We start from the raw sequence: 22439 nt of genomic DNA, 5'->3' as shown, positions 1-22439 counted from the left end.
CGATATCGGCGCCCCGGCAAAGCGGGAACGCGCGCCATGCGGTGGCTTCTTGGCTTCGACCGCTTGGTCGATAAGCCCGGCCGCAGAAGGCCGGGCCTTGCGTCGTCGACAACGGTAAGCGATCAGACGCCTAGCTTGCCGGCCTTGGCGGCGGCGTAGCGCTCGTTAACCTTCGCCCAGTTGACCACGTTCCACCAGTTCTTGAGGTAGTCGGCGCGGCGGTTCTGGTACTTCAGGTAATAGGCATGCTCCCAGACGTCGTTGCCGAGCAGGACCATGCGCTTTTCCATCAGCGGGCTGTCCTGGTTCGGCTTGGCGAGGAGGGCGAGCTTGCCGTCCTTGTCGACGGTCACGAAGACCCAGCCCGAGCCGAAGACGCGCAGGCCGGCCGCGTCGAAATCCGCCTTGAACTTGTCGAAGCCGCCGAGGTCGCGGGTGATCGCGGCCGCGACCTCGCCGGTCGGCGCGCCGCCGGCACCGGGGCCCATGATCTCCCAGAACATGGTGTGGTTGGCATGGCCGCCGCCGGAGTTGCGGACGGCGAGCCGCACCGCTTCGGGCAGCTGCCCGATCTCGGCGAGCAGTTCCTGCAGCGGCTTGCTCGCAAGCACGCCATATTCCTTCGCCGCATTGTTCATGCCCGCGACATAGGCGGCATGGTGGCGGCTGTAATGGATGTCCATCGTGGTTGCATCGATATGCGGTTCCAGCGCCGCCGCCTCATAGGCGCGCTTCGGCAGCGAGAAGGGGCCGGTCGGCGCGGCCGGCGCCGCGGCCTGCGCCCAGACCTTCGGTGCGGCCACGAGGGTAATCGCGGCGGCACCGCAACCCAGCAGGGATCGGCGAGACAGAGACATTGGTGTGGTCATGCGAATTCTCCATTGCGATGTCGCCATTCGACATGCCCTAGCGTAACCATCCGTCGGCGTCCACGGATGCCCCCGAGTATACGGTTTCGGCCCGTGCCGGTTCCCTCCCGCCGCTGCTTTGACGCGGTTGGCGCTCGGGCGCGTGAGGGATAAGTCCGCTTCCCCATAAAGTTGCATTAACCCGCAATTTACCGCGTTTCGCTAGCGTTCCTGTGTTGCCAGAGGCCCGTAAAGGACCCGCCGACCATGAACGCGCTCGCGCTGAAGGCCCCTGAGCCGGCCAATGAGGACCTGCGGACCGAAGCCGCCGCGGAGCGCGCCGTGCGCGACATCTCCGAGCGCTTCGGCAAGCTGGGGCTGGAGATCACCGACATCTCCGGGCGGATCGGCGATGTGACCCGGCAGCTGGAGGGACAGGCGCAGGGGCTCCACCGCGTCGTCACCGCCGTCGACCAGGTGGCGCGGGCCAATCGCTCGATCCAGCAGGCGGCGGAGGGCGCGCAGACGACGGCCTCCGTGGTCAAGGTGGGGCTCGAGCGCGTGACCGGGGCCGTCAAGCTTGGTCTCAATGCGGCGCAGTCGGACATCGAGGCCTTGTCGCAGGGAGCCCAGTCGATCTCGGAGGCGCTCGCCCAGGCCGTCGCCGATGCCCATCAGGTCAGGGCCTCGAGTGATGCGATCCAGTCGATCGCGCGCGAGATCCAGCTTCTCTCGATCAATGCCGGGGTCGAGGCCGCGCGCAGCGGCGCGGCGGGGCGGGGCTTCGCGGTCATCGCCGCGGCGGTCAAGCATCTGGCCGAGCAGACGCGCGAGGCGACCGTGCTCAGCGCCAGGCAGCTCGACGCGCTCGTCAAGTCCGTCGATCTGCTGGCGAGCAGGAGCGACGAGAACGCATCGACGGCACGCCGTGCCAGCGAGGAAAGCCGGTCGATCTCGCATCAGCTCGGCGAGCTCGACAGCTTCGGCCGCTCGGTCGTCGATCTGATCCGCGACATCGACGCGATCTCCAACCCGACGCGGGAGAACGCCGTCGCCTTCGCCAAGGCGGGCGAGGACCTGAAGGAGCTCGTCGAAGGCGTCGATCAGTCCAGCGAGAACCTGGAGCGGGCGACGCAGCGCAGCGACTCGCTCGTCGCGATCAGCGAGGGCATCCTGGGTGCGATCGCGGCTTCAGGCGTGCGCACGGCGCAATCGGAGCTGATCGCCACCGCGATCGAGACGGCAGCCACGATCGGCGGGCTGTTCGAGCAGGCGCTGGAGCGTGGCGAGCTCAGCCTGGCCGACCTCTTCGACGAGCGCTATCAGCCCACCCCCGGCACGGACCCCGTGCAGTACCTGACGCGCTTCGTGCCGCTGTGCGACCGCGTGCTGCCGCCGATTCAGGAGGCTCTGCTCGCCTCGAACCGCCGCATCGTGTTCTGCGCGGCAGTGGACCGCAACGGCCTGCTGCCGACCCATAACCGCAAATATTCGCAGCCCCAGGGGCCGGACCCGGTGTGGAACAACGCCAACTGCCGCAACCGGCGCATCTTCGACGATCGCACGGGGCTGGCGGCGGCGCGCAACCGCAAGCCGTTCCTGCTGCAGACCTATCGCCGCGACATGGGCGGCGGCGCCTTCCTGGTGATGGAAGACCTGTCGGCGCCGATCATGGTGAACGGCCGGCATTGGGGCGGCTTCCGTTTCGGACTCAGCGTCTAGTCGTCTCCGCGTTGCGTATCGTGTCTTCAGGTTGAGTTAAGTGGCTGAGCCCGCACCATGCATATAGCGCCGTCATTTCCCAACCTGTCGGTGCTGCTGATTGACGCGAGCCCGCATTACCGGCGCATCGTCCGCACGATGCTCTACCAGGCCCAGTTGCACCGCATCTTCGAGGCGTCGGACCTGGCGTCGGCTGCCACGATGTTCATCCAGAAGCAGCCGAACATCGTGATCCTGGACTGGGACCTGCCGGACAATGGCAGCATCAAGTGCCTCGCCGCGATCCGCTCCTTCAAGACCTCGCCCTTCGCCAAGGCGCCGGTTCTCGTCATGATGGAGAAGGCGGACCGGCGCTCGGTCGTCCAGGCGGCGAAGCTCGGTGCGCATGAGATCATCACCAAGCCGATCTCGCCCAACAATCTCTGGCTTCACCTGACCGGGATCATCAACATCCCGCGCAAGTACCGCGAGCAGAGCGGCAGCATCACGCTCGTGCCGCGCGCCATCAGCAACGCCATGTTCTGAATACGCCTGCCGGCGCGGAGCGGGGCTCGGACCGGTCGTGGGATCACCGCCTTCCGCGAAGCTTGCGCGGAGCTTGGGGCACCGCCTTGATTTCGCCCAAGGAGCGAAGCCGAGCCCGGGACGGTTCATGAAATTTTTACCAGTTTGCCGCGATGGTCGGCAGTGCAATCCCGGGTCCTCCCTTCATGATCATCACTGTCTCGCTCCCCGCGTTTCTGGGTCGCTCAGAAGCCGCAACCTTCCGCAATCAGCTGCTTGTCGCGCTGGAGCAGAAGGAGAGCATCGCCGTCGAATGTGCCGGAGCCGGGCCGCTGCCCAGCCTGTGGATCCAGCTGCTGCATGCCGCCGCGGTGAGCGCGAAGGCACGCGGGCTGCAGGTTTCGCTCAAGGCTGCATCCTTAGAGTGCCGCGAATCCCTGCGGGCGATCGGTTTCGATCCCGCTCACAGCGCTCTCGTTCTGGAGTGATTTGAATGCGCATTCTGGCGATCGACGACACCAAGACACTGCTCAGCCTGCTGAGCCTGACCCTGCGCAATGCCGGGCACGAGGTGGCGGAAGCGGAGAATGGCGAGGAAGGCCTGGTCAAGTTCGACGAATTCAAGCCGGATCTCGTGATCACCGATCTCAACATGCCGCTGATGGACGGCATCGAGTTCACCCGGGCCTGCCGGGCGCGTCCCGCCGGGCAGAACACGCCGATCATCGTGCTGACGACGGAGAATGGCGCGGAGATCAAGGCCGAAGGCCGCCGCGCCGGCGCGAGCGCCTGGATGGTCAAGCCTTTCGAGCCCAATACGCTGCTCGGTCTCGTCGCTCGTTACCAGAACTAAGGCCTTGTCCATGGATCCGTTGGCGGAACTCAAGCAGACCTTCTTCCAGGAGTGCGAAGAGCTCCTGGGAGCGCTCGAACAACGCCTGCAGGCGCTGGACGAAGGATCGACCGATCCGGAGGACGTCAACGGCGCCTTCCGGGCGATCCATTCGATCAAGGGCGGCGCGGGCGCCTTCGGCTGCACCGAGCTGGTCGCCTTCGCCCATGTCTTCGAGGCCTCGCTCGACCATCTGCGCTCCGGGCGCGTCGCGATCGGCGAGGCGCCGTTCGCGCTGTTCCTGCGCTGCTCGGACGCCGTCTCCGACCTGGTCTCCGCCGCGCGCAACGATGAGCCCGCCCGACCGCGCCCCGACCTCCTGGAAGCGCTAGAGCAGGTCGGCAAGGCGCCGGGAGCCGTGGCGCCGATCGCGCCTGCGCCTGCCGTACCTGCCGCGCCTGCCGGCGATGTGCCTCCCGGTATCGCCGCGCTCGGCAACCTGCTCGCGATGGTCGAAGCCAAGACTGGCTTCGCGGCTTCAGCCGCCGACAGCGGCTGGGACGACGAACCCGCCGCCCAGCCCGCCTCGACCAAGCCCGGCCGCGACATCATCCTGCGCATCTCGCCCGAGAACGACCTGTTCCGTCGTGTCATCGAGCCGCGCGTCGTCTTCGCCTCGCTGCCGGCGGACGACATCGTTTCGATCGCCTGCGACCTCAGCCATGTGCCGCCGCTGGAGACGATCGACGTTTCCGACTGCTGGATGCGCTTCGTCGTCACGATGCGCACCGAATTGACGATCGAGGAAATCTACAGCCGCTTCGATTTCACGCTCGCGACCGAAGAATTCGAGATCGAGGTCCGCGACGACGCGCCGGCCAATGACGACCTGCCGGCCGCCGCGCCTGCGGCAGCACCGATCGCCGCTTCGGCGACACAGGCCTCCGAGGTCTCGGGTTCGGTCGCGGCCGATCTTTCCGCGATCCTCGCCAAGCTTGGCCCTGCGCCCGAGGCGGCATCCGCGCCCGTCGCGCCGCCGGCCGCCCCGGTCGCCGTGCCGGCGCCGGTCGCTGCCATCGTCGAGGCTCCGCCGGTTCCGAAGGCCGCCGCCCGCGCGCCGGCCAATGACGCGGCCGCGGCGCGCCAGCGCCAGGCCGTCAGCGTGCGCGTCGATCTCGACCGCATCGACAAGCTCATGAACCTCGTCGGCGAGATCGTCATCACCCAGTCGATGCTGGTGGAATGCGTCCGCTCGCTTCCCTACGATGTCTACGCCAAGACCGCCGAAGGTATCCTGACCCTCTCGCGCCAGACGCGCGAGCTGCAGGACCATGTCATGGCCGTGCGCGCGCAGCCGGTGAAGGCGGTGTTCCAGCGCATGCCGCGCCTGGTGCGCGAACTCGCCCAGACGCTCGGCAAGGAAGTCCGCCTGGTGCTCGAGGGTGAGAACACCGAGGTCGACAAGACGATCATCGAGGAACTGGCTGACCCGCTGACCCATATGATCCGCAATTCGATGGATCACGGGCTGGAGACGCCGGAAGACCGCATCGCCGCGGGCAAGGGGCCGGAAGGCACGATCAAGCTCGTCGCCGAGCACCGCGCCGGACGCATCGTCATCTCCGTCACCGATGACGGGCGCGGCATCGGTCGCGACAAGCTGCTGGCCAAGGCCAGGTCGCGCGGCATCGTCGGTGCCGACGAGAAGCTCGCGCCGGAGGAGATCGACCAGCTCATCTTCGCGGCCGGCCTCTCCACGGCGGACGTGGTCAGCGACGTCTCGGGCCGCGGCGTCGGCATGGACGTGGTGCGCCGGAACGTCGAGTCGCTCGGTGGCCGCATCTCGGTCGATTCCGAGCCGGGCAGGGGCTGCAAGTTCACGCTCGCCCTGCCGCTGACCCTGGCCGTCCTGGAAGGCATGGTCATCCGCTGCGGCAGTGACCGCTACGTCATCCCGATCGCCAGCGTGATCGAGACGCAGCATCTCGCCTCGACCCCGATCGAGCATCTGACCTTCGGCCAGGAAGTGCTGCGCTGGCGCGGCGAGATCACGCCGCTGCACCGCCTGGGCGCACTGATGGGCTCCTCCGGCTCGCCGAACGAGAACATCATCATCATCGCCGAGACCGAACGCGGCGACAATGTCGGCATCGCCGTCGACGAGATCGTCGGGCAGCAGCAGGTCGTCGTGAAGAGCCTGGAAGGCAATTACGGCACGGTGCATGGCGCATCGGCTGCGACCATCCTGGGTGACGGCCTGGTCGCGCTGATCCTCGACGTGGATTCCATGCTGCGCCTGGCCGCCTCGCATGAGCGGCACCCTGCAACCGAACTGAAACTGGCTGGATGACCATGACCCTGCAACTCGGCGAAAAGCACTTCTCGTCGGCGCAGCCGGAATCGGCAGCGCGCCGGATCGTCACCTTCAAGGTCGGCGACCGCACCTTCGGCATCGACGTCGGCATGGTGCGCGAGATCAAGGGCTGGCAGGCGACGACGCCGCTGCCGCATGCGGCTCCGCATGTCCGCGGCGTGCTGAACCTGCGCGGCGTCATCCTCGCGGTCTACGACCTGCGGACCTCGATCGGGATGGGCACCACCGATGCCACCGCGACGCATGTGATCGTCGTTGTCGACATCGAGGACAAGGTTGCCGGGCTGCTGGTGGATTCGGTCTCCGACATCGTCGACGTGCCGGTCAGCGCAGTGCGCCCGGCGCCCGATCTGGAGCGGGACGAGCACGGCCTGATCGAAGGCCTGGTGCTGCTCGATACCGACATCGTGGCGCTGCTCGACCTCGCGGCCGTGATCCGCGACGGCGGCGTCGAAGGTCCGGCGCGGGTCGCACGCGCAGGCTGATCGCCCGAAGCATCAAGGGCCCGAGGAGTCGCGTAGGGAAAAGCGCGGGCCAAACAAGAAACGACACCAAAATGGGCAGCGTCTTCGGTCCCTTCACGCGACTCTCGTTCAAGCTGCCGCTCCTGCTCGCCACCACCGCCCTCACGGCGGGCGGTGCCGCAGGAGCCGTCTCCTATCAGGCCGCCCTGGGGCGGCTCGACATGGGCGCGCAGCTCGGCCTCGGCGCGGCCGGCCTCGGCCTGACCGGGCTTGTCGCCTGGCTCGCGGTCCGGCAGGTCCTGCGGCCGATCGCGGCCATGCGCGATGCGATCGGCCGGCTCCAGGTCGGCGCGGAGGAGGCCGTTCCCGGCCTCGAGCGCGGCGACGAGATCGGCGAACTGGCCCGCGCGCTCAAGGCGATGCACGAGACCGGCGTCGAGGCTGCCCGCATCCGCGCGGCGCTGGATGGTTGCCGCACCAATGTCATGGTCTGCGACGGCGAGGGCCGCGTCGTCTACGTCAACAAGTCGCTGCTGCGGTTCTTCGGCGAGGCGCAGGAGGATTTCCGCGCCGCCTTCCCGGGCTGCTCGGCCAAGGACATGCTCGGCCGGGTCATGGAGAGCGTCCAGTGGCAGGCGGGCGGCCTGCAGGGACAGCAGGCGATCCGCTTCGCGCTGGGCCGCCGCACCGTCTCGCTGTCGCTGTCGCCGGTGATGCATGCCGACGGGCGCCGCCTCGGTACCGCCGTCGAGTGGCTGGAACTGACCGACGAGCTTGCCGCCGCCACCGAGGTCGCCGAAATGGTCGCGGCCGCCGTCGAGGGCGATTTCTCCCGCCGCGTGCCGCTGGCCGGCAAGCCTGACGCCCTGCAGCGGATCGCCGGGGGCATGAACGAGATCAACGCGCTTGTCGAGAACGCGGTCGGCGAATTCGCCGCGGTGGCCGAAAGGCTCGCGGAGGGCGATCTGACGCAGCGCATGACGGGCGATTATCGCGGGCGCCTGGCCGAGCTGAAGGCGAGCCTGAACACAGCGCTGGCGCATCTGGCCGAGACCGTCGCCACCATCCAGGGCACGGCGGGCCATGTCGCCCGGGCCGCGAGCGAGATCGACGCCGGTGCGGGCGACCTCGCCACCCGCACCGAGCAGACGGCCGCCAATATCGAGGAAACCGCCGCGACGACCGAACAGCTCGCGGCCTCCGTCAAGCAGAGCGCCAGCCGTTCGCGCGAGGCGACGGAGCTTGCCAACGAGGCGATGGGGGTGGCCCAGGACGGCAAGGAGGTCGTGGCGCAGGCGGTCGGTGCGATCGAGCGCATCGAGAGCTCCTCGGTGCGCATCTCCGAGATCGTCTCGGTGATCGACGACATCGCCTTCCAGACCAATCTGCTGGCGCTGAACGCGGCCGTCGAGGCGGCGCGCGCCGGCGAGGCGGGCAGGGGCTTCGCCGTCGTGGCCTCGGAGGTGCGCGCGCTCGCGCAGCGCTCCGGCCAGGCGGCCAAGGACATCAAGACGCTGATCGCCAGCTCCAACCAGCAGGTCGGGGAAGGCGTGCGCTTCGTGCGCTCGACGGGCGATGCGCTCGAGCGTATCGTCGCAGCTGCCGGCAAGGTTTCCGTCACGGTCGGCGAGATCTCGCAGGCGGCGGCCGAGCAGGCGCACGGCATCGACGAGATGAGCCGCGCCGTCGCCCATATGGACGAGACGACGCAGCAGAACTCGGCGCTTGCCGAGCAGAGCGCGACCTCCGCCGGCGAGCTGATGACCGAGATCGTGACGCTAAGGCAGCTCGTCGCATTCTTCCGGGCGGGGGAGCGCGCTCGCGCCGAGCCGGAGCCGAGGCAGACGGCCTATCGGGCAACCGTCGAGCCGGCCCGGCCGCAGAGGCAGGTCGTGGCCGCCGTACCGGTCGCGCCGGCGCGCCCACGGCCCAACGAGATGCGCCGGCCGGAGCCGGCGGCGAAGACCTGGCAGGGGCAGCTTCGGCGTGTGGCCGGCGGCGCGCGCGCGGATGAATGGGCGGAGTTCTAGTGTCAGTACCTCGACCCAGCGCAGCCCTCGCGCCACCGCAACTCGCCGACATCACGCTGACGCGCGACGACATGGGCTTCATCGCCAAGCTCGTCTACGAGCAGGCCGGCATCGTCATCCGCGAGCACAAGGAAGCGATGACGCGCGGGCGGCTGGCGCGGCGCGTCAAGGCGCTGGGGCTCGGCTCGGTGTCCGAATACTGCGCCTTCCTCAAGACCCCGGCCGCGGCGGACGAGATCCCCGAACTCATCAACGCGGTGACGACCAATCACACCTCGTTCTACCGCGAGCGCCACCATTTCGACCATCTGCGCAAGGAGGTGCTGCCGCGCCTCGTGCAGGAGCGCAGCGGGCGACGCGGCCGCATCCGCATCTGGTGTTCCGCGGCGTCCTCGGGCGAGGAGCCCTACAGCATTGCGGCCGTCTCGCGCGACGTGCTGGGCTCGCGCAGCGACATCGACTTCAAGATCCTTGCAACCGACATCGATACCGACGTGCTGGTGAAGGCGGAGGCGGCGGTCTATCCGAGCGACCAGTTCGAGCGGCTGCCATCTGACATCCGGCCGCTGCTCAAGCTGGAGCCGCATGGCGGGCGCGGCGAGGTGCGGATCAGCGATGACCTGCGCCGCATGATCGCCTTCAAGCGCCTCAACCTGATCGAGCGCTGGCCGATGAGCGGCCCGTTCGACGTGATCTTCTGCCGCAACGTCTTCATCTATTTCGACACGCAGACCAAGGCGTCGATCCTGGATCGTTTCGTCGGCTTGCTCGCGCCCGGCGCTTTCCTCTATCTCGGCCACTCGGAATCGCTGCCTCAGCCGCATCCGCAACTCCGGCTGATCGGCCGCACGATCTACGAGAGGCTGCCATGAGCGTCACGCGCTCCTCCCGCCGCTATTTCGACCCTCGCTTCGAGGCGACGATCATCACGGTCGCGCCCGGCGAACACGAGATCACTGCCGCCAAGGACGAAATCGTCGCGACGGTGCTCGGCTCCTGCGTCTCCGTCTGCATGCGCGACGCCACCATCGGCGTCGGCGGGCTCAACCATTTCCTGCTGCCCAAGAACAACGGCAGTGCCGATGCCAGCGCCGGCGAGCGCTATGGCGACACGGCGATGGAAGTGCTGATCAACGGCCTGCTGAAGCGGGGCGCCAAGCGCGGCAACTTCGAGGCCAAGGTGTTCGGCGGGGCGCGGGTCCTGTCGGGCGCGACGATGCTCGCGATCGGCGACGGCAACATCGCGTTCGTCGAGGAGTTCCTCAAGCGGGAGGGCATACCGGTGGTCTCCAAGGATGTCGGCGGCACGCGCTCGCGGCGGATCCACTACCAGCCTGCGACAGGGCGGGCCTGGGTCCAGCACGTCCAGTCCGCACGCAGCGAGCAGGATCAGGAAGCGGCCTATATGCAGAGGCTCAAGACCCAGCCCGTCGCGGGCGAGATCGAGATCTTCTCATGAGCCCGATCGGTTCGCCCTCGGCCTCCGCCGCCCCGGTCCGCGTCCTCGTCGTCGACGATTCCGTGCTGATGCAGAAGCTGATGACGCAGATCATCGACGGTGCGCCCGGCTTCAAGGTGATCGGCGTCGCCGGCAGTGCCGAGGAAGGCTGGGACGCCATCCAGGAGCTGCGCCCCGATGTCGTGACGCTGGACCTGGAACTGCCGGGCCGGCACGGGCTGAAACTGCTGGCGCGCGTCCTGAAGCAGGACCCGCTGCCTGTGCTGATCGTCTCGGCCTTCGGCGGGCCCGGCGCCGACAACACCATCCAGGCGCTCGAGCTCGGTGCGATCGACTTCATCGAGAAGCCGGACGGCAGCACCAACACGCTCGAGAGCTTCATGCGCCACCTCGTCGGCGCGCTGCAGCGTGCCTCGGCCAGCCGCCGGATGTTCGCGGTGCGGCGCGAGGTCGCGCCCGCGCGCCCGGTCGTCACGCGCGAACCCGCTCGCGTTGCGGGACGAGCCTCCTTCATCGCGATCGGCGCCTCCACCGGCGGGGTTCCGGCGGTGCAGGTCGTGATGCGCGATCTCGCCCATCTGCGGATTCCGATCGCAGTGGTGCAGCATATGCCGCCAGGTTATACGGCCAAATTCGCGGCGCGGCTCGCGGCGGCGACCGGGCTCGACGTGCGCGAGGCCAGCGACGGCGAGCGGCTGAAGCCCGGCATGGCGGTGGTCGCGCCGGGTGGCGCGCGCCATCTCGAGATCGAGGACCGCCGCGGCGAACTCACCTGCGTGCTGCGCGAGGGGCCGCTGGTCAGCGGGCATTCGCCCTCGGTCGACGTGATGTTCCATTCCGTGGCGCGCAATCTCGGCCCGCAATCGGTCGGCGTCCTGCTGACCGGCATGGGCCGCGACGGTGCTGATGGTTTGTTAGCCATGCGCAAAGCCGGGGCCGAAACATTAATTCAAAGCGGGGAAACCTGCGTGGTAAACGGGATGCCGAAAGCGGCATTCGAGATCGGAGCTACCGAGCGGGTCGTCGCGCTGGACCAGATCGGTGCGGCGGTGAGCAACCTGATCGGAGAGCGGTCGCACCAGCGCACCGCCTAAGGAGAGCGTGATGAAGGCGAGAAGCGAGTACAGGATTCTGGTGGTCGACGACCAGAAGAGCATGCGCGGACTCGCGACCTATTTCCTGAAGCAGATCGAGTTCCAGGACATCGACGAGGCCGAGAATGCGCGCGAGGCCCTGATGAAGATGCAGACCAAGCGCTACGACCTGCTGCTGCTCGACTGGAACATGGACGGCATGAGCGGCATCGATCTGCTGCGCGCCATCCGCTCCGTGCCCGAGTTGAACCAGATCAAGATCATCATGGCGACCTCCGAGCGCTCGGTCGACAAGATGGACGAGGCGACGACCAACGGCGCCGATCATTACGTCGTGAAGCCCTACGAGCTGCGCGACCTCGAAGTGCGCGTGAAGAAGGTGCTGTCGCTCAGCTCCTGACAAGGCCGTCCCCGCCACCGGGGCAAGCCACCGTTCTGTCGCGAACGCCCCGGGCCGTGAGGCCGCGGGGTGTTTGCGTCTTTGCATCGGGCCGGCGAACCGGCGCATGATGCGCAGCGGCAATGGGAAGCCCATCGGCCGCAGGGAGGCGACCATGACGATCGAACGCCGCAAGGTTTTGGGATGGATCGCCGGAGCCTGCGTGGCGCCGGCGATCGCTGGCGTGGCGCGGGCGCAGACCGTGCCTTCGGCCTCGTCCTTTTCATTCGCGAAGGCTGGAGGCGGGGCGCTGCCGCTGGCGGAGTATCGCGGCCGGCCGGTGCTGATCGTCAACACGGCGACACAATGCGGCTTCGCCGGGCAGTTCGCGACGCTGGAGCAGCTCTGGCAGCGCTACCGCGACCGCGGCCTGATGCTGATCGCGGTCCCGAGCAACGATTTCGGCGGGCAGGAGCCGCTGGAAGGGGCCGCCATCGCCGAAGCGGCGCGTCAGAGCCATGGCGCGACCTATCCCTTCGCCGAGAAGACCGCGGTCAGGGGCGGGGACGCGCATCCCTTCTATCGCTGGGCGGCGGCGCAGCGGCCGGCGGAGGCGCCGCGCTGGAACTTCCACAAATATCTGATCGGCCGCTCCGGCGAGCTGGTGGGCGGCTATGCTGCGCAGATCGACCCGATCTCTCCCCGGCTCGTGCGCGCGATCGGGCAGGAATTGCAGGCGGGGTAGAGCTCGCCGTTCAGCCCTTCGGCTTCTGCCCGGGCCGGAAGGCGACGATGACCGCCGGGTCGGTCTCCAGATACGGCCCCTCGATCAGGTCGATGCAATAGGGGATTGCCGGCATCACCGCGTCGAGGCATTCGGCGATGGCGCGCGGCCGGCCGGGGAGGTTGACGATCAACGAACGACCGCGGATGCCGGCGGTCTGGCGCGAGAGGATCGCGGTCGGCACCTTGGCAAGGCTGACCTGCCGCATCAGCTCGCCAAAACCCGGCATCGGCTTCTCGACCACGTCCTCGGTCGCCTCGGGCGTGACGTCGCGCGGGGCAGGTCCGGTACCGCCCGTGGTGACGATCAGGCAGCAGCCTTCCTCGTCGGCGAGTGCGGTGAGCGTCTGCGCGATCAGCGCGCGGTCGTCGGGAATGACGCGGGAAACCGCCGTCCAGGGCGAGGTCAGGACTTTCTCGAAATAGGCCGCGATCGCCGGGCCGCCCTCGTCCTCATAGATGCCGGCGGAGGCACGGTCCGACACGGTGACGATGCCGATCTTGATCGCGGTGCTCATATCGCAAGGTGCTCACGGTTAGGCCGGCGGCAGATTTGGCCGATCGACCTTGTTGGCGCCAGCGATTTCTCCTGACTCAACGCCGCAGCCGGGTGCGGGCCTGCCGCAGGAGGCGACGGAGCCCGGCCGCCAGATGTGGCAGGGCCGGCGAGGCGCTGCCGAGACTGATGATCGCGTTGGCCATCTCGCGGCGCTCGCCCCAGACATAGGTGCGGGCATCGACCTCCTCGCCGGCGCCGCTGTCGAAGAAGAGCGGTGGCGTGCTGGCGAAGTCCGCCTTGATCATGGCGATGGTCAGGGCCCGGCCGGGCGAATGGCGCGCCTCGCTCTCGTCATAGGCGATCTTGAGGAAATGCCGCGTGCCGGCGCTCTCGACCAGGAGCCCCATGGAGAGTGCACGCCCGTCGAGCAGCAGCATGTCGAGCTGCAGCGCGCCGGCCGCGGCGGAGAGCGCCACGAGCTTGTCGAGATAGGCCGAGGCCTGCGGCAGCCGGGCGATCGCGGTGCCGGCCTTGCCCTTCCAGCCGGCGGACTCGAGTGCCAGGAAATCGGGAAGGGCGTCCCGTGCAGCATCTCCGCGCAGGCGGCGGAAGCTCAGCTCGCCATGGCGAGCGATGGCACGGAACTGCTGCATCCGCTTCTTGTAGCTTGGGCCGAGCGCGCGCCGGAGATAGCGCTCGGCGTCGTCGCCGGGTTCGGGGCGCATCACCGGTCGCTGCCAGCGCTCATAGGTCGAGAGCCTGCTGCTGGTGGCCCGGCAGCCTTCGGCGAGTGCGGCGAAGGTCGGGCCTTCGAGCGGCAGAAGCGGTAAAGCGAGCTTGTGCGGCAGATCGCTCGCCGCGAGCAGGTGCCGCAGCATCGCTTCGGCGGTGTCGTCGGCATGGTCGCGGTCAATGACCGGCAGCGACGAGACTTCGTAGAGCGGCAGGAGCGGCGCGATGAGCACGGCCGCGAAGCCGCTGCGCCAGTCGCGCTGGCGGCGCAGCGCCCAGATGCCGACGAGGCGTTCCGAGCCCAGCGCCTCGCTCAGCCAGGCGGCGAGGATGACGAGCCGGTCCTCCGGCACGATGACACGCGCGGCGCCGACGGCGACCGGCGACATGTGCGGGTTGGGTTCCAGCGCACGCAAAGCCAGTTCGGCGAAAGCCGGGCCATAGCCTGCATAATCGGAAGGACGGATGCGCCTGACGACGATGCCGGTATTCAAGATCTGGTGCCGTCCCGATTCTGATGCCGCATCTCGCCACGCAGGGCGAGCACGAAGGCGATGACCTGCGCGGTTGCGCGGTAGAGCTCCTCCGGTATCTGGTCGTCAAGCTCGACGGCGGAGAGGGCCTGCGCCAGCACGGCGTTCTCCTCGATCGCGACGCCATGCTCGCGCCCGGTCTCGACGATTCGCTGGGCCAGCTCGCCGCGGCCCTTGGCCGTGACGCGTGGCGCGCCATGCCCGTCATATTCGAGGGCGACGGCGATCTGGCGGGGCGGGGGCGTGCTCATGACATCCGATCGAGGAACTGGCCGGCCGTGGGCTGGACGGTGCGCGGCTGGCCGGTGCGGATATCGATGCCGCCGCTCTCGAACTGCGCGCCGGCAAGCGCCGCCTCGAGCTGGGGCGAGGCGCCGCGCAGCAGCTTGCTGGTTTCCTCGCGCTCGGCCCAGAGCGAGATGCCGACGCTGCGGCCCTGCAGTGTGACGACGCCCTGGAGGGGGCCGATCGGCTCGACATCGAGCGCGAAGCGCACGCGCCAGAGCGGGCCGGATGCGTCGCTGCCATCGCGGCGCGGCGGCTCCCTCTCGATCTGCAGCGGCAGCATCGCGGTTCCATGATGGAAAGCGAGCGGGATCTCGGTGAGCCAGCGCTGGCCTTGCTGGGCTTGCTGAGCCTCGACGCGCGCGGCTTCGGGGGGCAGCGAGGCGTATTGCGCGAGCTTGATGCGATCGAGCCCGGCCTCGGCCTGCTCCAGCAGGGTCTCGACGATGGCGAGCGGCGTCTCCCCGGCGGAGAGGCTTGGCGCGGCCGGCGGCTGAGGGTGGAGCGCGCCGTCGCGCTGCGGCGGCGACGGCCGCGACGGCAGGCCCGGCATCGGTGCGTGTTGAGCGGCTTCGGCGCCCGGATTGCGAGCGGCGGTCGGAGCGGTTGCGCGGGGCGGAGAAAGCGCCTGGGCCAGCGGCGCGAGGCCGTCGCGCAGGGCCTGAAGCCCGGCCTTGAGGTCGCCGCCCGGCGGCAGCGGCCGGCCCTCGGCCCGGCTCGCCTCCAGGAAGAGGCCGGAGTTCTGCACCGCTGTCCTCAGCGCCTGGCCGGTCAGGGGTCTTCGCTCGACCGGGACCGCTTGGGCGAGAACCCGTTCGACCAGCGTCAGGATCGGTTTGGGCAGCGCGAGCGAGACGGAGCCTTCGGCAAGCGCCTGCATATTGGCCAGCAGCGGGGCGAGGCTGTCCTGACGCGCAAGCGCCGGTCCGAGTAGCGCTCCGGCGAGCGCCCGGGGCGTCGCCGGAGCGGCGGCCTGTGGCGTGGCCGTCTGCGGCCAGGCCTGCTGCTGCGAGGTGTTCGATCCGGTCGCAGCCTGCGTCCCGACCTTGACGGCCGAGGGCTGCGTCGCGGCGAGCACGGCTGCGGGAAGCGGGGTGGAACCGGCAGGGGCGGGTGCAGATGTCGACTGGCCGGACGGGATGCTGGCCGACGCGGCGGCTGCGATCTGCGCGGCGGTTCCCGGCTGTGGTATCGACACGGCAGCCGGGACGGCGCCGGGCTGCGTCTCTTGCGCGGCCGGTGCGCGGACATCGACCAGGGTCGCCCGCAGATTCGTGCCGGCCTCCTCGGCCGCATCGAAGCGCAGGACGAGCGTGGCACCAGGCTGCAGCGCGTTCTGCCGGGCGGTGGGGCCGGCGAGCATGAGCGTCACGGTGTCGTCGCCGAGCTGCGCCGTCGCGGTGCCGTCGCCGGCCAAAGTGAGCAGGCGCGCCTCCACCGTTCTGCCGGGCGCGAGCCCGGTGGTGGGGCTCAGCGCCTGCAGCAGCGTGGCGAGCGTTTGGCTCTGGACGAGCGTGGCGAGGTTCATCGGCTCTGGCCGCAAGGAGGATGCCGAGACCCTGGCATGAAAAGTTAAGCATTTTCTTGCTGTTGCCGGGCGAAGGCCAGCGTGGCGGCGCGTGCCTTGCAGGGCGTGGCCGCGCCTGCGGCGCTGGCGCGCGGCGCGGCGCTGGGGCAGTTTCCATGTGAGCGGGCCGGCGGTCCGGGATTGGGAGTGTTTCGATGGACTATCGCCAGCTCGGCCGGTCCGGCCTGAAGGTATCGCCGCTTTGCTTGGGAACGATGATGTTCGGCGGCGCCACCGACGAGGCCCAGTCGCGTGCGATCATCGACCATGCGCGCGGTGCCGGCATCAACTTCATCGACACGGCCGATGCCTACAGCCAGGGCGTCTCCGAGGAGATCACTGGGCGCGCCATCGCCGCCAGCCGGCATGACTGGGTCCTTGCGACCAAGCTCGCCAACCCAATGGGTGGCGGCCCTAACCGTGGCGGGCTTTCGCGGAAATGGGTGATGCAGGCCTGCGAGGACAGCTTGCGCCGGCTTGGCACCGACTTCATCGACATCTACTACCTCCACAAGGAGGACCATGCGACGCCGTTGGCCGAGACGGTGCGCGCCATCGGCCAGCTCGTCCAGCAGGGCAAGATCCGCCATTTCGGCGTGTCGAACTACCGCTCCTGGCGGCTCGCCGAGATCTGCCGGCTCTGCGACGATCTCGGCATCGACCGGCCGGTGGTCAGCCAGCCCTATTACAACGCGATGAACCGGATGCCCGAGGTCGAGCACCTCCCGGCCTGCGGCTATTACGGGCTCGGCGTCGCCTCCTATTCGCCGCTGGCGCGCGGCGTGCTGACCGGCAAGTACGAGCCCGGCCAGGCGCCGCCGGAGGGAACGCGCGCCGGCAGCGCCGACAGGCGCATCATGCAGACCGAATGGCGCGAGGAGAGCCTCGTCATCGCCCAGGCGATCAAGCGTCACGCGGCCGAGCGCGGCATGACGCCCATCCAGTTCGCGATCGGCTGGGTACTCAACAACAAGCTGTTGACCGCGGCCATAGCCGGCCCGCGCACGATGGAGCAGTGGCAGGCCTATCTCGCCGCGCTCGACGTCGATTTCACGGCCGAGGACGAGGCGCTGGTGGATTCGCTCGTGCCGGCAGGCCACCCCTCGACGCCGGGCTACAGCGATCCGGCCTATCCGGTCGAGGGGCGTCCGAGCCGGACTGGCGCCTGAAAGCGGACTGGCGATTGCCATCGTGGTGCAGCGCACCTACTGAGCGTGGCCGCTTCGAGCGGTGGCGCCGAGCTGGAAGGGGAGTGGATGGCAGTCGAGGGCGTCACCGGCGATCTGATCAAGGTCGTAAGCCTGCTGGGGGCCGGCGTCGTCGCCGTGCCGCTGTTCAAGCGTCTCGGACTCGGCTCCGTGCTGGGCTATTTCACGGCAGGGCTCGCCATCGGCCCCTATGGGCTTGGCCTCTTCGCGCATCCGGCGACGGTGCTTCACGTCGCGGAGTTCGGCGTGGTGATGTTCCTCTTCATCATCGGGCTGGAGATGCAGCCGTCCCGGCTGTGGAACCTGCGCCGCGAGATCTTCGGCCTCGGAGCGCTGCAGGTCACCTTCTGCGGCGCGCTGCTTACCGCCGTCGGCTATGCCTATGGGCTGCCGCTGCCCGCGGCCTTCATCGCCGGCATGGGCTTCGTGCTGTCCTCGACCGCCGTCGTGATGCAGATGCTGGACGAACGCGGCGAGACCTCGACACCGCAGGGCCAGCAGGCGGTTTCGATCCTGCTGCTCGAAGACCTCGCCATCGTGCCGCTGCTTGCGGTCGTGGCGCTGCTCGCGCCTGTCAGCGGTGATGCCGGCAATGGCTGGCTGTCCTTCGGCATCGGGCTCGCCTGCGTCGCGGGGCTGGTCCTTGCAGGGCGCTACCTGCTCAACCCGATGTTCCGGCTCTTGGCGCTGGCGCAGGCGCGCGAGGTCATGACGGCGGCCGCGCTGCTCGTCGTTCTCGGCTCGGCCCTGGCGATGCAGCTCGGCGGGTTGTCGATGGCGATGGGCGCCTTCCTCGCCGGCGTGCTGCTGTCGGAATCGAGCTTCCGCCACCAGCTCGAGGCCGATATCGAGCCGTTCCGCGGCATCCTGCTCGGGCTGTTCTTCCTCGCCGTCGGCATGTCGCTCGACCTCGCGGTCATCGCCAGCCAGTGGCAGTTGATCGGGCTGGCGGTGATCGCCTTCATGGGGGTCAAGGCGCTCGGCATCTTCGCCGTCGCCAAGCTGTTCCGCTCGACCAACCGCGAGGCGATCACCCGCGTTGCGCTGTTCTCGCAGGGCGGCGAGTTCGCCTTCGTGCTGTATGGTGCAGCGCTGGCTGCGGGCATCTTCGATGCGCAGGTGAATGCGGTCGCCAGCGCGACGGTGATCCTCTCGATGGCGCTGACGCCACTGCTCGCGATCGCGCTCGACCGCTTCATGCCGGCGCAGGAGACCTCACTGGACGGCGTCGAGTTGGCCGACGGCCTCGACGGGCGGGCGCTGATCATCGGCTTTGGCCGCTTCGGGCAGGTCGCCAGCCAGTCGCTGCTGGCGCGCGGCTTCAACGTCTCGATCATCGAGGTCGATGTCGAGCTGATCAAGGCCGCGTCAAATTTCGGCTTCAAGGTGCATTACGGCGACGGCACGCGCGCCGAGATCCTGCATGCCTCCGGGGCCGAACGGGCCGAGGCGATCCTGGTCTGCGTCGACAATCGCGACACTGCCAACCGCATCGTCGCGGTGGCTCAGGAGGCCTTCCCGCACGCCAAACTGTTCGTGCGCGCCTATGATCGGGGCCACTCGATGGACCTGATCCGCAACGGCGTCGAATACCAGATCCGCGAGACCTTCGAATCGGCGATGGCCTTCGGCACGGCGGTGCTGCTCGGCATGGGCGTCTCGCAGGAGGAGGCGATCGAAATCGCCGAGGATGTCCGCCGGCGCGACGACGAGCGGCTGGACCTGCAGGTGGCCAGCGACATCTATGCAGGCGTCAACCTCGTGCGCGGCAATGCGCCGATCCCGGCGCCGCTCACCAAGCCGAAGGCGGCCGGCAAGATCCACGGCAACGTGCCGGACGATCTCGGCGATTTCTGATCGTCACGAAGCCTTCACGCACGGAACCACGCCGTCATTCCGGGACAGGCCGCAGGCCTCAATCGGAATGACGGCGTGGTTCCGAGAAAGCCCGGCCGGGCTTAGTTGAGCACGCAGAAGCCGCCGACCACGACTTCGCTGCGGCACCAGATCTTCGGGGTGTCACTGACGGCGAGAACGCTCGCCGCGGGCGCGGCCGCAGCCATGGTGGAGGGCGGGAAGGGGACCCGGGCGGGGGCGTCGCCGGCTTTGGCGCCGCGGGAGGCTGCCGCCGCGCCGGGGAGGACCGCGATGGCCCCGCGCTTGCCGCCGGAGGTCTCGCTCGACGAGGAGGCGCTGCTCTTGCCGCCGGACCGCATCTTGGCGGCCTCGGCGCCGGCCGGCAGCAACAGGCCGGCCGAGAGACAGGCGATCACGAGTGCGCGGGTCATCGCGGGGTTCCCGGTGGACGATCTGATGCTTGGCAGAATGCCAGCGCCGCCGTCTTGCGCAACGTCAGCCTGAGATCAGCCTGACCGGGAGCTTAACGTGCATATCGAGTGCCGGCGCTTTGTTCGCCCTCAGTGACCGGGCAGGACGATCACGGTCGGTTTCGCCGGCAGCCCCGCCTTGGTCACGGTGATCACCGGCTGCTCGCGGCGCTCGACTGGCCAGAGTTCCTGCGAGCGCGCCAGGAAGCGGTTCAGCGTGCCGCCGCCGAAGAAGTGCATCGGGATCATCACCCGGGCCTGCAGCGATTTCAGCACCTCGAGCATGCCCTCCTGATCGAGCGTGTAGCTGCCATCGACCGGGAAGAGCACGACGTCGACACGCCCCAGCGCACGCAGATGACCGGGCTCGAGCGGGTGATGCAGATGGCCGAGATGGGCGATGCAGAGCTCGCCGATTTCGAAGACGAAGATCGAATTGCCGTCGAAATCGGTCCCGCCGGCATAGCTGCGGATATTGGTCGGCACGTTGCGGACGCGCAGGTCGCCGAGGGTGAGGTCGTGCTTTGCCGGACCCGCTCCGGTCGGGTCCCAGCCGGGCAGGACCTGCTTGATCGCCGGGTCCGGATTGCGCGAATTATGCGTGGAGTGCGCCTTGTTCATCGTCGCGATGTCCGGCGTGACCGAGGGCCGGATATAGTCGTTGTAGTCGGTCGCGAGCCTGATGCCGCCCGGCGTCTCGATCAGGAAGGTGGCGTGGCCGACGAAGGTGAGGCGGGTCTCGCCCTGCGCCAGATTGGCCAGCAAGAGATTGGCGCGCTGGACCGGCAGGCGCAGCGAAGCCATCTCCGGCCGACAGCCGGGCTCGTCGCTTTGCGCCAGGGCCGGGGCGCTGCCAAGGAAGCCCGCGAGCAGGGCGGCCAGGCCGAACCGGAGAGACCTCGCCCGCGTCGCCCTTCGTCGCATGCTCGCCTCCACCTCGCTTCAGCCCGGCCAGTCTGATGCATGGCTCGGGCCGAAGGGAAGCTTCGGAGCGTGGGGATGCCGCTTTTGTGAAGCGCTCCCCGGGGGACGGCGCCGTCAGTTCTTGGCGAGGCCGAGCTCCTTGAGGACGCTGTTGCCGCGCTCGGTGAAGGTCTTCACATAGGCGGCGAACTCCTCGGGCTTGTCCCAGACAGGCGTGATGCCGCGATCGGCCATGGCCTTGCGGACCTCCGGGCGCTGCATCGTCCGCTCGGCCGCCTCGAACAGAATCTTGCGGCGGTCGGCCGGGATGCCCTTCGGGCCGGCGAGCGCGAACCAGTTCTGATAGGTCCAGTCGAGCCCGGCCTCCTTGGCGCTGGGAACGTCCGGGAAGTTGGGGTGGCGCTCCTCGGTCATCAGCAGGATGGTGCGGACGCGGCCCGCTTCGAGCATCGCCCTGGCCTCGATCGGCGAACCGGTGAAGACCTGCAGGCCGCCGGCGACGAGATCGTTGAGCGCCGGCGCGCCGCCATTGCTCGGAACCCATTTCACGGCGTCCGGGGTCAGGCCCGCCGCCTTGAGCAGTCCGCCCGAGGCGATATGCCAGGAGCCGCCGACGCCGGTGCCCGACGCCATCAGCGTGCCCTTCGGGTTGTCCTTTACCGCCTTGATGTAGTCTGCCGCGGTCTTGTAGGGGCTGTCGGCCTTGACCGTGACGCCGGCTGGGATCAGCGAGACGCGCGAGAAGGCATCGATGCTGTCGACGGTGAGGTCCCCCATGCCGAGCGTCTTGAAGAACGAGATCTCGGGGCTGATGCCCCCGAGGGTGTAGCCGTCGGCCGTGGCGGTCGCGATCGCGGTGTGGCCGGTGATGCCGCCGCCCCCGGTGCGGTTGACGATGTTAACCGGCTGCTTCAGCTCGGCCTCGTAGCCGGCCGCGAAGATCCGCATCACCGCATCCATGCCGCCGCCGGCTGCCCAGGGCACGATCAACTGGACGGGGCGGTCTGGAAAGGCCCAGGACGGGCTGATGGCGAGTAGCATCGCCGCAGCGCCGAGCGCGGCTTTCGTAAGGATCTTCATGTTCTCTCCCAACGGATCTGCCGCCTTTTCAACGTGACGGTCCGAAGGGGAGCTTAGACAGCTTTCACGAGGCTCTCAAGATATGCTGCATACAGTGTTCGATATTCAGCTGACCTTCGGCGATGGTGCTGCAGCGTCATTTCGCGGCGCGAGGGCTGTCTGCACGGTGATGCGCGCATCGGCGAGGCGCTGGTACAGGCGCCGGCGGCGCAGGAGCGGAACCCAGTCGTAGAGGAACATCTCGGCCGGCCGCCAGATCACCACCCAGCCGATGATGATGAGGCTTTCCTGAAAGACGCGGGTGAAGGGCCCCTCGAAGCGCTGCGTCAGGAGGAAGCTCAGGAACAGGCAGATGGCGAGCCCGGCAAAGCCGATCAGGAAAGCCAGGCGGCCGTCACGGAACAGGTCGCGGAGCGCCTGGGCCTCGGCGCGGGCCTTGGCCGCGAACCAGTTCCTCAGCGCCTTCGCGAGGTCCGGGCCGGCCCTGGCCGAATTCTCCGGCTGCTGGAGATGGACCACGATCGCGATCGGTGCGCCCTTGGGCAGCTCCTGCGCCCATTCGACGATGTAGCGCTCGGCATCAGCGGAGATGTCGCCCTCGCGGAAGGGGAAGGGGTCGAGCGTGTTGAAGAGCTGGGCGCTGTCATGCAGCCTCAGTTCGATCGGCGCCTTGCCGTCTTGATCGGACACGTCGGATTCGCCTGAAACGGTTGCGCCAGCGGGCATTATTCAGCCTGTGGACCGTGGCGCAATCGCTGAAGGTCGGCAGCATGGCGGTTGCGGCGCGGGGCCGGC

23 protein-coding genes are annotated in these 22439 nt (G+C 68.6%); 14 read left to right on the top strand and 9 right to left on the bottom strand.

The annotated features are described in order from the left end of the window. Window positions 1-122: 122 nt before the first annotated feature. Window positions 123-857 (bottom strand): superoxide dismutase, encoded by a 735-nt coding sequence (locus ASE63_RS23315; protein ID WP_056807349.1) that lies wholly within the window; start codon window positions 855-857, stop codon window positions 123-125. Between the two features lie 258 nt (window positions 858-1115). Here ASE63_RS23315 and ASE63_RS23310 point away from each other — a divergent pair, with 258 nt between their 5' ends. The 12 genes from ASE63_RS23310 (at window position 1116) to ASE63_RS23255 (ending at window position 12451) form a co-directional block, all read left to right on the top strand. Next, complete coding sequence (locus tag ASE63_RS23310; RefSeq protein WP_056807346.1) at window positions 1116-2570, top strand: methyl-accepting chemotaxis protein; 1455 nt, start codon at window positions 1116-1118, stop codon at window positions 2568-2570. 57 nt (window positions 2571-2627) lie between these two features. Beyond that, window positions 2628-3095, top strand: a complete 468-nt coding sequence (locus tag ASE63_RS23305; RefSeq protein WP_082610220.1) for a response regulator — start codon at window positions 2628-2630, stop codon at window positions 3093-3095. A gap of 185 nt (window positions 3096-3280) precedes the next feature. Further along, window positions 3281-3562: an STAS domain-containing protein gene (locus tag ASE63_RS23300; protein ID WP_056807339.1), complete on the top strand. Its 282-nt coding sequence runs from the start codon at window positions 3281-3283 to the stop codon at window positions 3560-3562. 5 nt (window positions 3563-3567) lie between these two features. Beyond that, complete coding sequence (locus ASE63_RS23295; protein WP_056807336.1) at window positions 3568-3927, top strand: response regulator; 360 nt, start codon at window positions 3568-3570, stop codon at window positions 3925-3927. 10 nt (window positions 3928-3937) lie between these two features. Continuing rightward, entirely contained in the window at window positions 3938-6256 is a 2319-nt protein-coding gene (locus ASE63_RS23290) for a chemotaxis protein CheA (RefSeq protein WP_056807334.1), read from the top strand. Then, window positions 6253-6765 (top strand): chemotaxis protein CheW, encoded by a 513-nt coding sequence (locus ASE63_RS23285; protein ID WP_082610218.1) that lies wholly within the window; start codon window positions 6253-6255, stop codon window positions 6763-6765. Before ASE63_RS23290 ends, ASE63_RS23285 begins: the two co-directional genes overlap by 4 nt. A gap of 71 nt (window positions 6766-6836) precedes the next feature. Then, window positions 6837-8774, top strand: a complete 1938-nt coding sequence (locus tag ASE63_RS23280; protein ID WP_056807328.1) for a methyl-accepting chemotaxis protein — start codon at window positions 6837-6839, stop codon at window positions 8772-8774. Continuing rightward, window positions 8774-9646, top strand: coding sequence for a protein-glutamate O-methyltransferase CheR (locus tag ASE63_RS23275; RefSeq protein ID WP_162261825.1), 873 nt, complete (start codon window positions 8774-8776; stop codon window positions 9644-9646). Before ASE63_RS23280 ends, ASE63_RS23275 begins: the two co-directional genes overlap by 1 nt. Beyond that, entirely contained in the window at window positions 9643-10233 is a 591-nt protein-coding gene (locus ASE63_RS23270) for a hypothetical protein (RefSeq protein ID WP_056807322.1), read from the top strand. Before ASE63_RS23275 ends, ASE63_RS23270 begins: the two co-directional genes overlap by 4 nt. Next, window positions 10230-11327, top strand: coding sequence for a chemotaxis-specific protein-glutamate methyltransferase CheB (gene cheB / locus ASE63_RS23265; protein WP_056807319.1), 1098 nt, complete (start codon window positions 10230-10232; stop codon window positions 11325-11327). The genes ASE63_RS23270 and cheB overlap by 4 nt, the downstream gene beginning before the upstream one ends. 10 nt (window positions 11328-11337) lie before the next feature. Beyond that, window positions 11338-11727 (top strand): response regulator, encoded by a 390-nt coding sequence (locus ASE63_RS23260; RefSeq protein WP_156410561.1) that lies wholly within the window; start codon window positions 11338-11340, stop codon window positions 11725-11727. 154 nt (window positions 11728-11881) lie between these two features. Continuing rightward, window positions 11882-12451 carry a glutathione peroxidase gene (locus ASE63_RS23255; RefSeq protein WP_056807534.1) on the top strand — a complete coding sequence of 190 codons (570 nt, stop codon included), beginning with the start codon at window positions 11882-11884 and terminating at the stop codon, window positions 12449-12451. A gap of 10 nt (window positions 12452-12461) precedes the next feature. Here ASE63_RS23255 and mog read toward each other — a convergent pair whose 3' ends face one another. From mog to ASE63_RS23235, 4 genes are all read right to left on the bottom strand, one after another. Next, window positions 12462-13007, bottom strand: coding sequence for a molybdopterin adenylyltransferase (gene mog, locus ASE63_RS23250; protein WP_056807313.1), 546 nt, complete (start codon window positions 13005-13007; stop codon window positions 12462-12464). Between the two features lie 76 nt (window positions 13008-13083). Further along, on the bottom strand, window positions 13084-14214 hold the full coding sequence (locus ASE63_RS23245) for a GNAT family N-acetyltransferase (protein WP_056807310.1): 1131 nt from the start codon (window positions 14212-14214) through the stop codon (window positions 13084-13086). Next, complete coding sequence (locus ASE63_RS23240; protein WP_056807307.1) at window positions 14211-14504, bottom strand: EscU/YscU/HrcU family type III secretion system export apparatus switch protein; 294 nt, start codon at window positions 14502-14504, stop codon at window positions 14211-14213. The genes ASE63_RS23245 and ASE63_RS23240 overlap by 4 nt, the downstream gene beginning before the upstream one ends. Beyond that, window positions 14501-16066 carry a flagellar hook-length control protein FliK gene (locus ASE63_RS23235; protein WP_056807304.1) on the bottom strand — a complete coding sequence of 522 codons (1566 nt, stop codon included), beginning with the start codon at window positions 16064-16066 and terminating at the stop codon, window positions 14501-14503. Before ASE63_RS23235 ends, ASE63_RS23240 begins: the two co-directional genes overlap by 4 nt. Window positions 16067-16260: 194 nt before the next feature. Here ASE63_RS23235 and ASE63_RS23230 point away from each other — a divergent pair, with 194 nt between their 5' ends. Together ASE63_RS23230 and ASE63_RS23225 are read left to right on the top strand one after the other, a co-directional pair. After that, window positions 16261-17274, top strand: a complete 1014-nt coding sequence (locus ASE63_RS23230) for an aldo/keto reductase (protein ID WP_056807301.1) — start codon at window positions 16261-16263, stop codon at window positions 17272-17274. Window positions 17275-17361: 87 nt separating this feature from the next. Then, window positions 17362-19170 (top strand): monovalent cation:proton antiporter-2 (CPA2) family protein, encoded by a 1809-nt coding sequence (locus ASE63_RS23225; RefSeq protein ID WP_056807298.1) that lies wholly within the window; start codon window positions 17362-17364, stop codon window positions 19168-19170. A 101-nt stretch (window positions 19171-19271) separates the two neighbouring features. Here ASE63_RS23225 and ASE63_RS23220 read toward each other — a convergent pair whose 3' ends face one another. The 4 genes from ASE63_RS23220 to ASE63_RS23205 form a co-directional block, all read right to left on the bottom strand. Further along, window positions 19272-19601 (bottom strand): hypothetical protein, encoded by a 330-nt coding sequence (locus ASE63_RS23220; RefSeq protein WP_056807295.1) that lies wholly within the window; start codon window positions 19599-19601, stop codon window positions 19272-19274. A gap of 129 nt (window positions 19602-19730) precedes the next feature. After that, window positions 19731-20564 carry an MBL fold metallo-hydrolase gene (locus tag ASE63_RS23215; RefSeq protein WP_056807531.1) on the bottom strand — a complete coding sequence of 278 codons (834 nt, stop codon included), beginning with the start codon at window positions 20562-20564 and terminating at the stop codon, window positions 19731-19733. A gap of 114 nt (window positions 20565-20678) precedes the next feature. Then, window positions 20679-21644 (bottom strand): tripartite tricarboxylate transporter substrate binding protein, encoded by a 966-nt coding sequence (locus ASE63_RS23210; RefSeq protein WP_056807290.1) that lies wholly within the window; start codon window positions 21642-21644, stop codon window positions 20679-20681. 105 nt (window positions 21645-21749) lie between these two features. Further along, window positions 21750-22334, bottom strand: a complete 585-nt coding sequence (locus ASE63_RS23205) for a hypothetical protein (protein ID WP_244491548.1) — start codon at window positions 22332-22334, stop codon at window positions 21750-21752. Window positions 22335-22439: the final 105 nt, after the last annotated feature.

Source organism: Allobosea sp. Root381, assembly GCF_001429395.1.
GTDB lineage: Bacteria > Pseudomonadota > Alphaproteobacteria > Rhizobiales > Beijerinckiaceae > Allobosea.
This window is presented reverse-complemented; position numbering and strand designations above follow the sequence as displayed.

What these genes read in the sequence shown, in the direction of transcription:
- ASE63_RS23315 (WP_056807349.1), bottom strand. Translation starts at nt 857, where the DNA reads ATGTCTCTGTCTCGCCGATCCCTGCTGGGTTGCGGTGCCGCCGCGATT.
- ASE63_RS23310 (WP_056807346.1), top strand. Translation starts at nt 1,116, where the DNA reads ATGAACGCGCTCGCGCTGAAGGCCCCTGAGCCGGCCAATGAGGACCTG.
- ASE63_RS23305 (WP_082610220.1), top strand. Translation starts at nt 2,628, where the DNA reads ATGCATATAGCGCCGTCATTTCCCAACCTGTCGGTGCTGCTGATTGAC.
- ASE63_RS23300 (WP_056807339.1), top strand. Translation starts at nt 3,281, where the DNA reads ATGATCATCACTGTCTCGCTCCCCGCGTTTCTGGGTCGCTCAGAAGCC.
- ASE63_RS23295 (WP_056807336.1), top strand. Translation starts at nt 3,568, where the DNA reads ATGCGCATTCTGGCGATCGACGACACCAAGACACTGCTCAGCCTGCTG.
- ASE63_RS23290 (WP_056807334.1), top strand. Translation starts at nt 3,938, where the DNA reads ATGGATCCGTTGGCGGAACTCAAGCAGACCTTCTTCCAGGAGTGCGAA.
- ASE63_RS23285 (WP_082610218.1), top strand. Translation starts at nt 6,253, where the DNA reads ATGACCATGACCCTGCAACTCGGCGAAAAGCACTTCTCGTCGGCGCAG.
- ASE63_RS23280 (WP_056807328.1), top strand. Translation starts at nt 6,837, where the DNA reads ATGGGCAGCGTCTTCGGTCCCTTCACGCGACTCTCGTTCAAGCTGCCG.
- ASE63_RS23270 (WP_056807322.1), top strand. Translation starts at nt 9,643, where the DNA reads ATGAGCGTCACGCGCTCCTCCCGCCGCTATTTCGACCCTCGCTTCGAG.
- cheB (WP_056807319.1), top strand. Translation starts at nt 10,230, where the DNA reads ATGAGCCCGATCGGTTCGCCCTCGGCCTCCGCCGCCCCGGTCCGCGTC.
- ASE63_RS23260 (WP_156410561.1), top strand. Translation starts at nt 11,338, where the DNA reads ATGAAGGCGAGAAGCGAGTACAGGATTCTGGTGGTCGACGACCAGAAG.
- ASE63_RS23255 (WP_056807534.1), top strand. Translation starts at nt 11,882, where the DNA reads ATGACGATCGAACGCCGCAAGGTTTTGGGATGGATCGCCGGAGCCTGC.
- mog (WP_056807313.1), bottom strand. Translation starts at nt 13,007, where the DNA reads ATGAGCACCGCGATCAAGATCGGCATCGTCACCGTGTCGGACCGTGCC.
- ASE63_RS23240 (WP_056807307.1), bottom strand. Translation starts at nt 14,504, where the DNA reads ATGAGCACGCCCCCGCCCCGCCAGATCGCCGTCGCCCTCGAATATGAC.
- ASE63_RS23235 (WP_056807304.1), bottom strand. Translation starts at nt 16,066, where the DNA reads ATGAACCTCGCCACGCTCGTCCAGAGCCAAACGCTCGCCACGCTGCTG.
- ASE63_RS23230 (WP_056807301.1), top strand. Translation starts at nt 16,261, where the DNA reads ATGGACTATCGCCAGCTCGGCCGGTCCGGCCTGAAGGTATCGCCGCTT.
- ASE63_RS23225 (WP_056807298.1), top strand. Translation starts at nt 17,362, where the DNA reads ATGGCAGTCGAGGGCGTCACCGGCGATCTGATCAAGGTCGTAAGCCTG.
- ASE63_RS23220 (WP_056807295.1), bottom strand. Translation starts at nt 19,601, where the DNA reads ATGACCCGCGCACTCGTGATCGCCTGTCTCTCGGCCGGCCTGTTGCTG.
- ASE63_RS23215 (WP_056807531.1), bottom strand. Translation starts at nt 20,564, where the DNA reads ATGCGACGAAGGGCGACGCGGGCGAGGTCTCTCCGGTTCGGCCTGGCC.
- ASE63_RS23210 (WP_056807290.1), bottom strand. Translation starts at nt 21,644, where the DNA reads ATGAAGATCCTTACGAAAGCCGCGCTCGGCGCTGCGGCGATGCTACTC.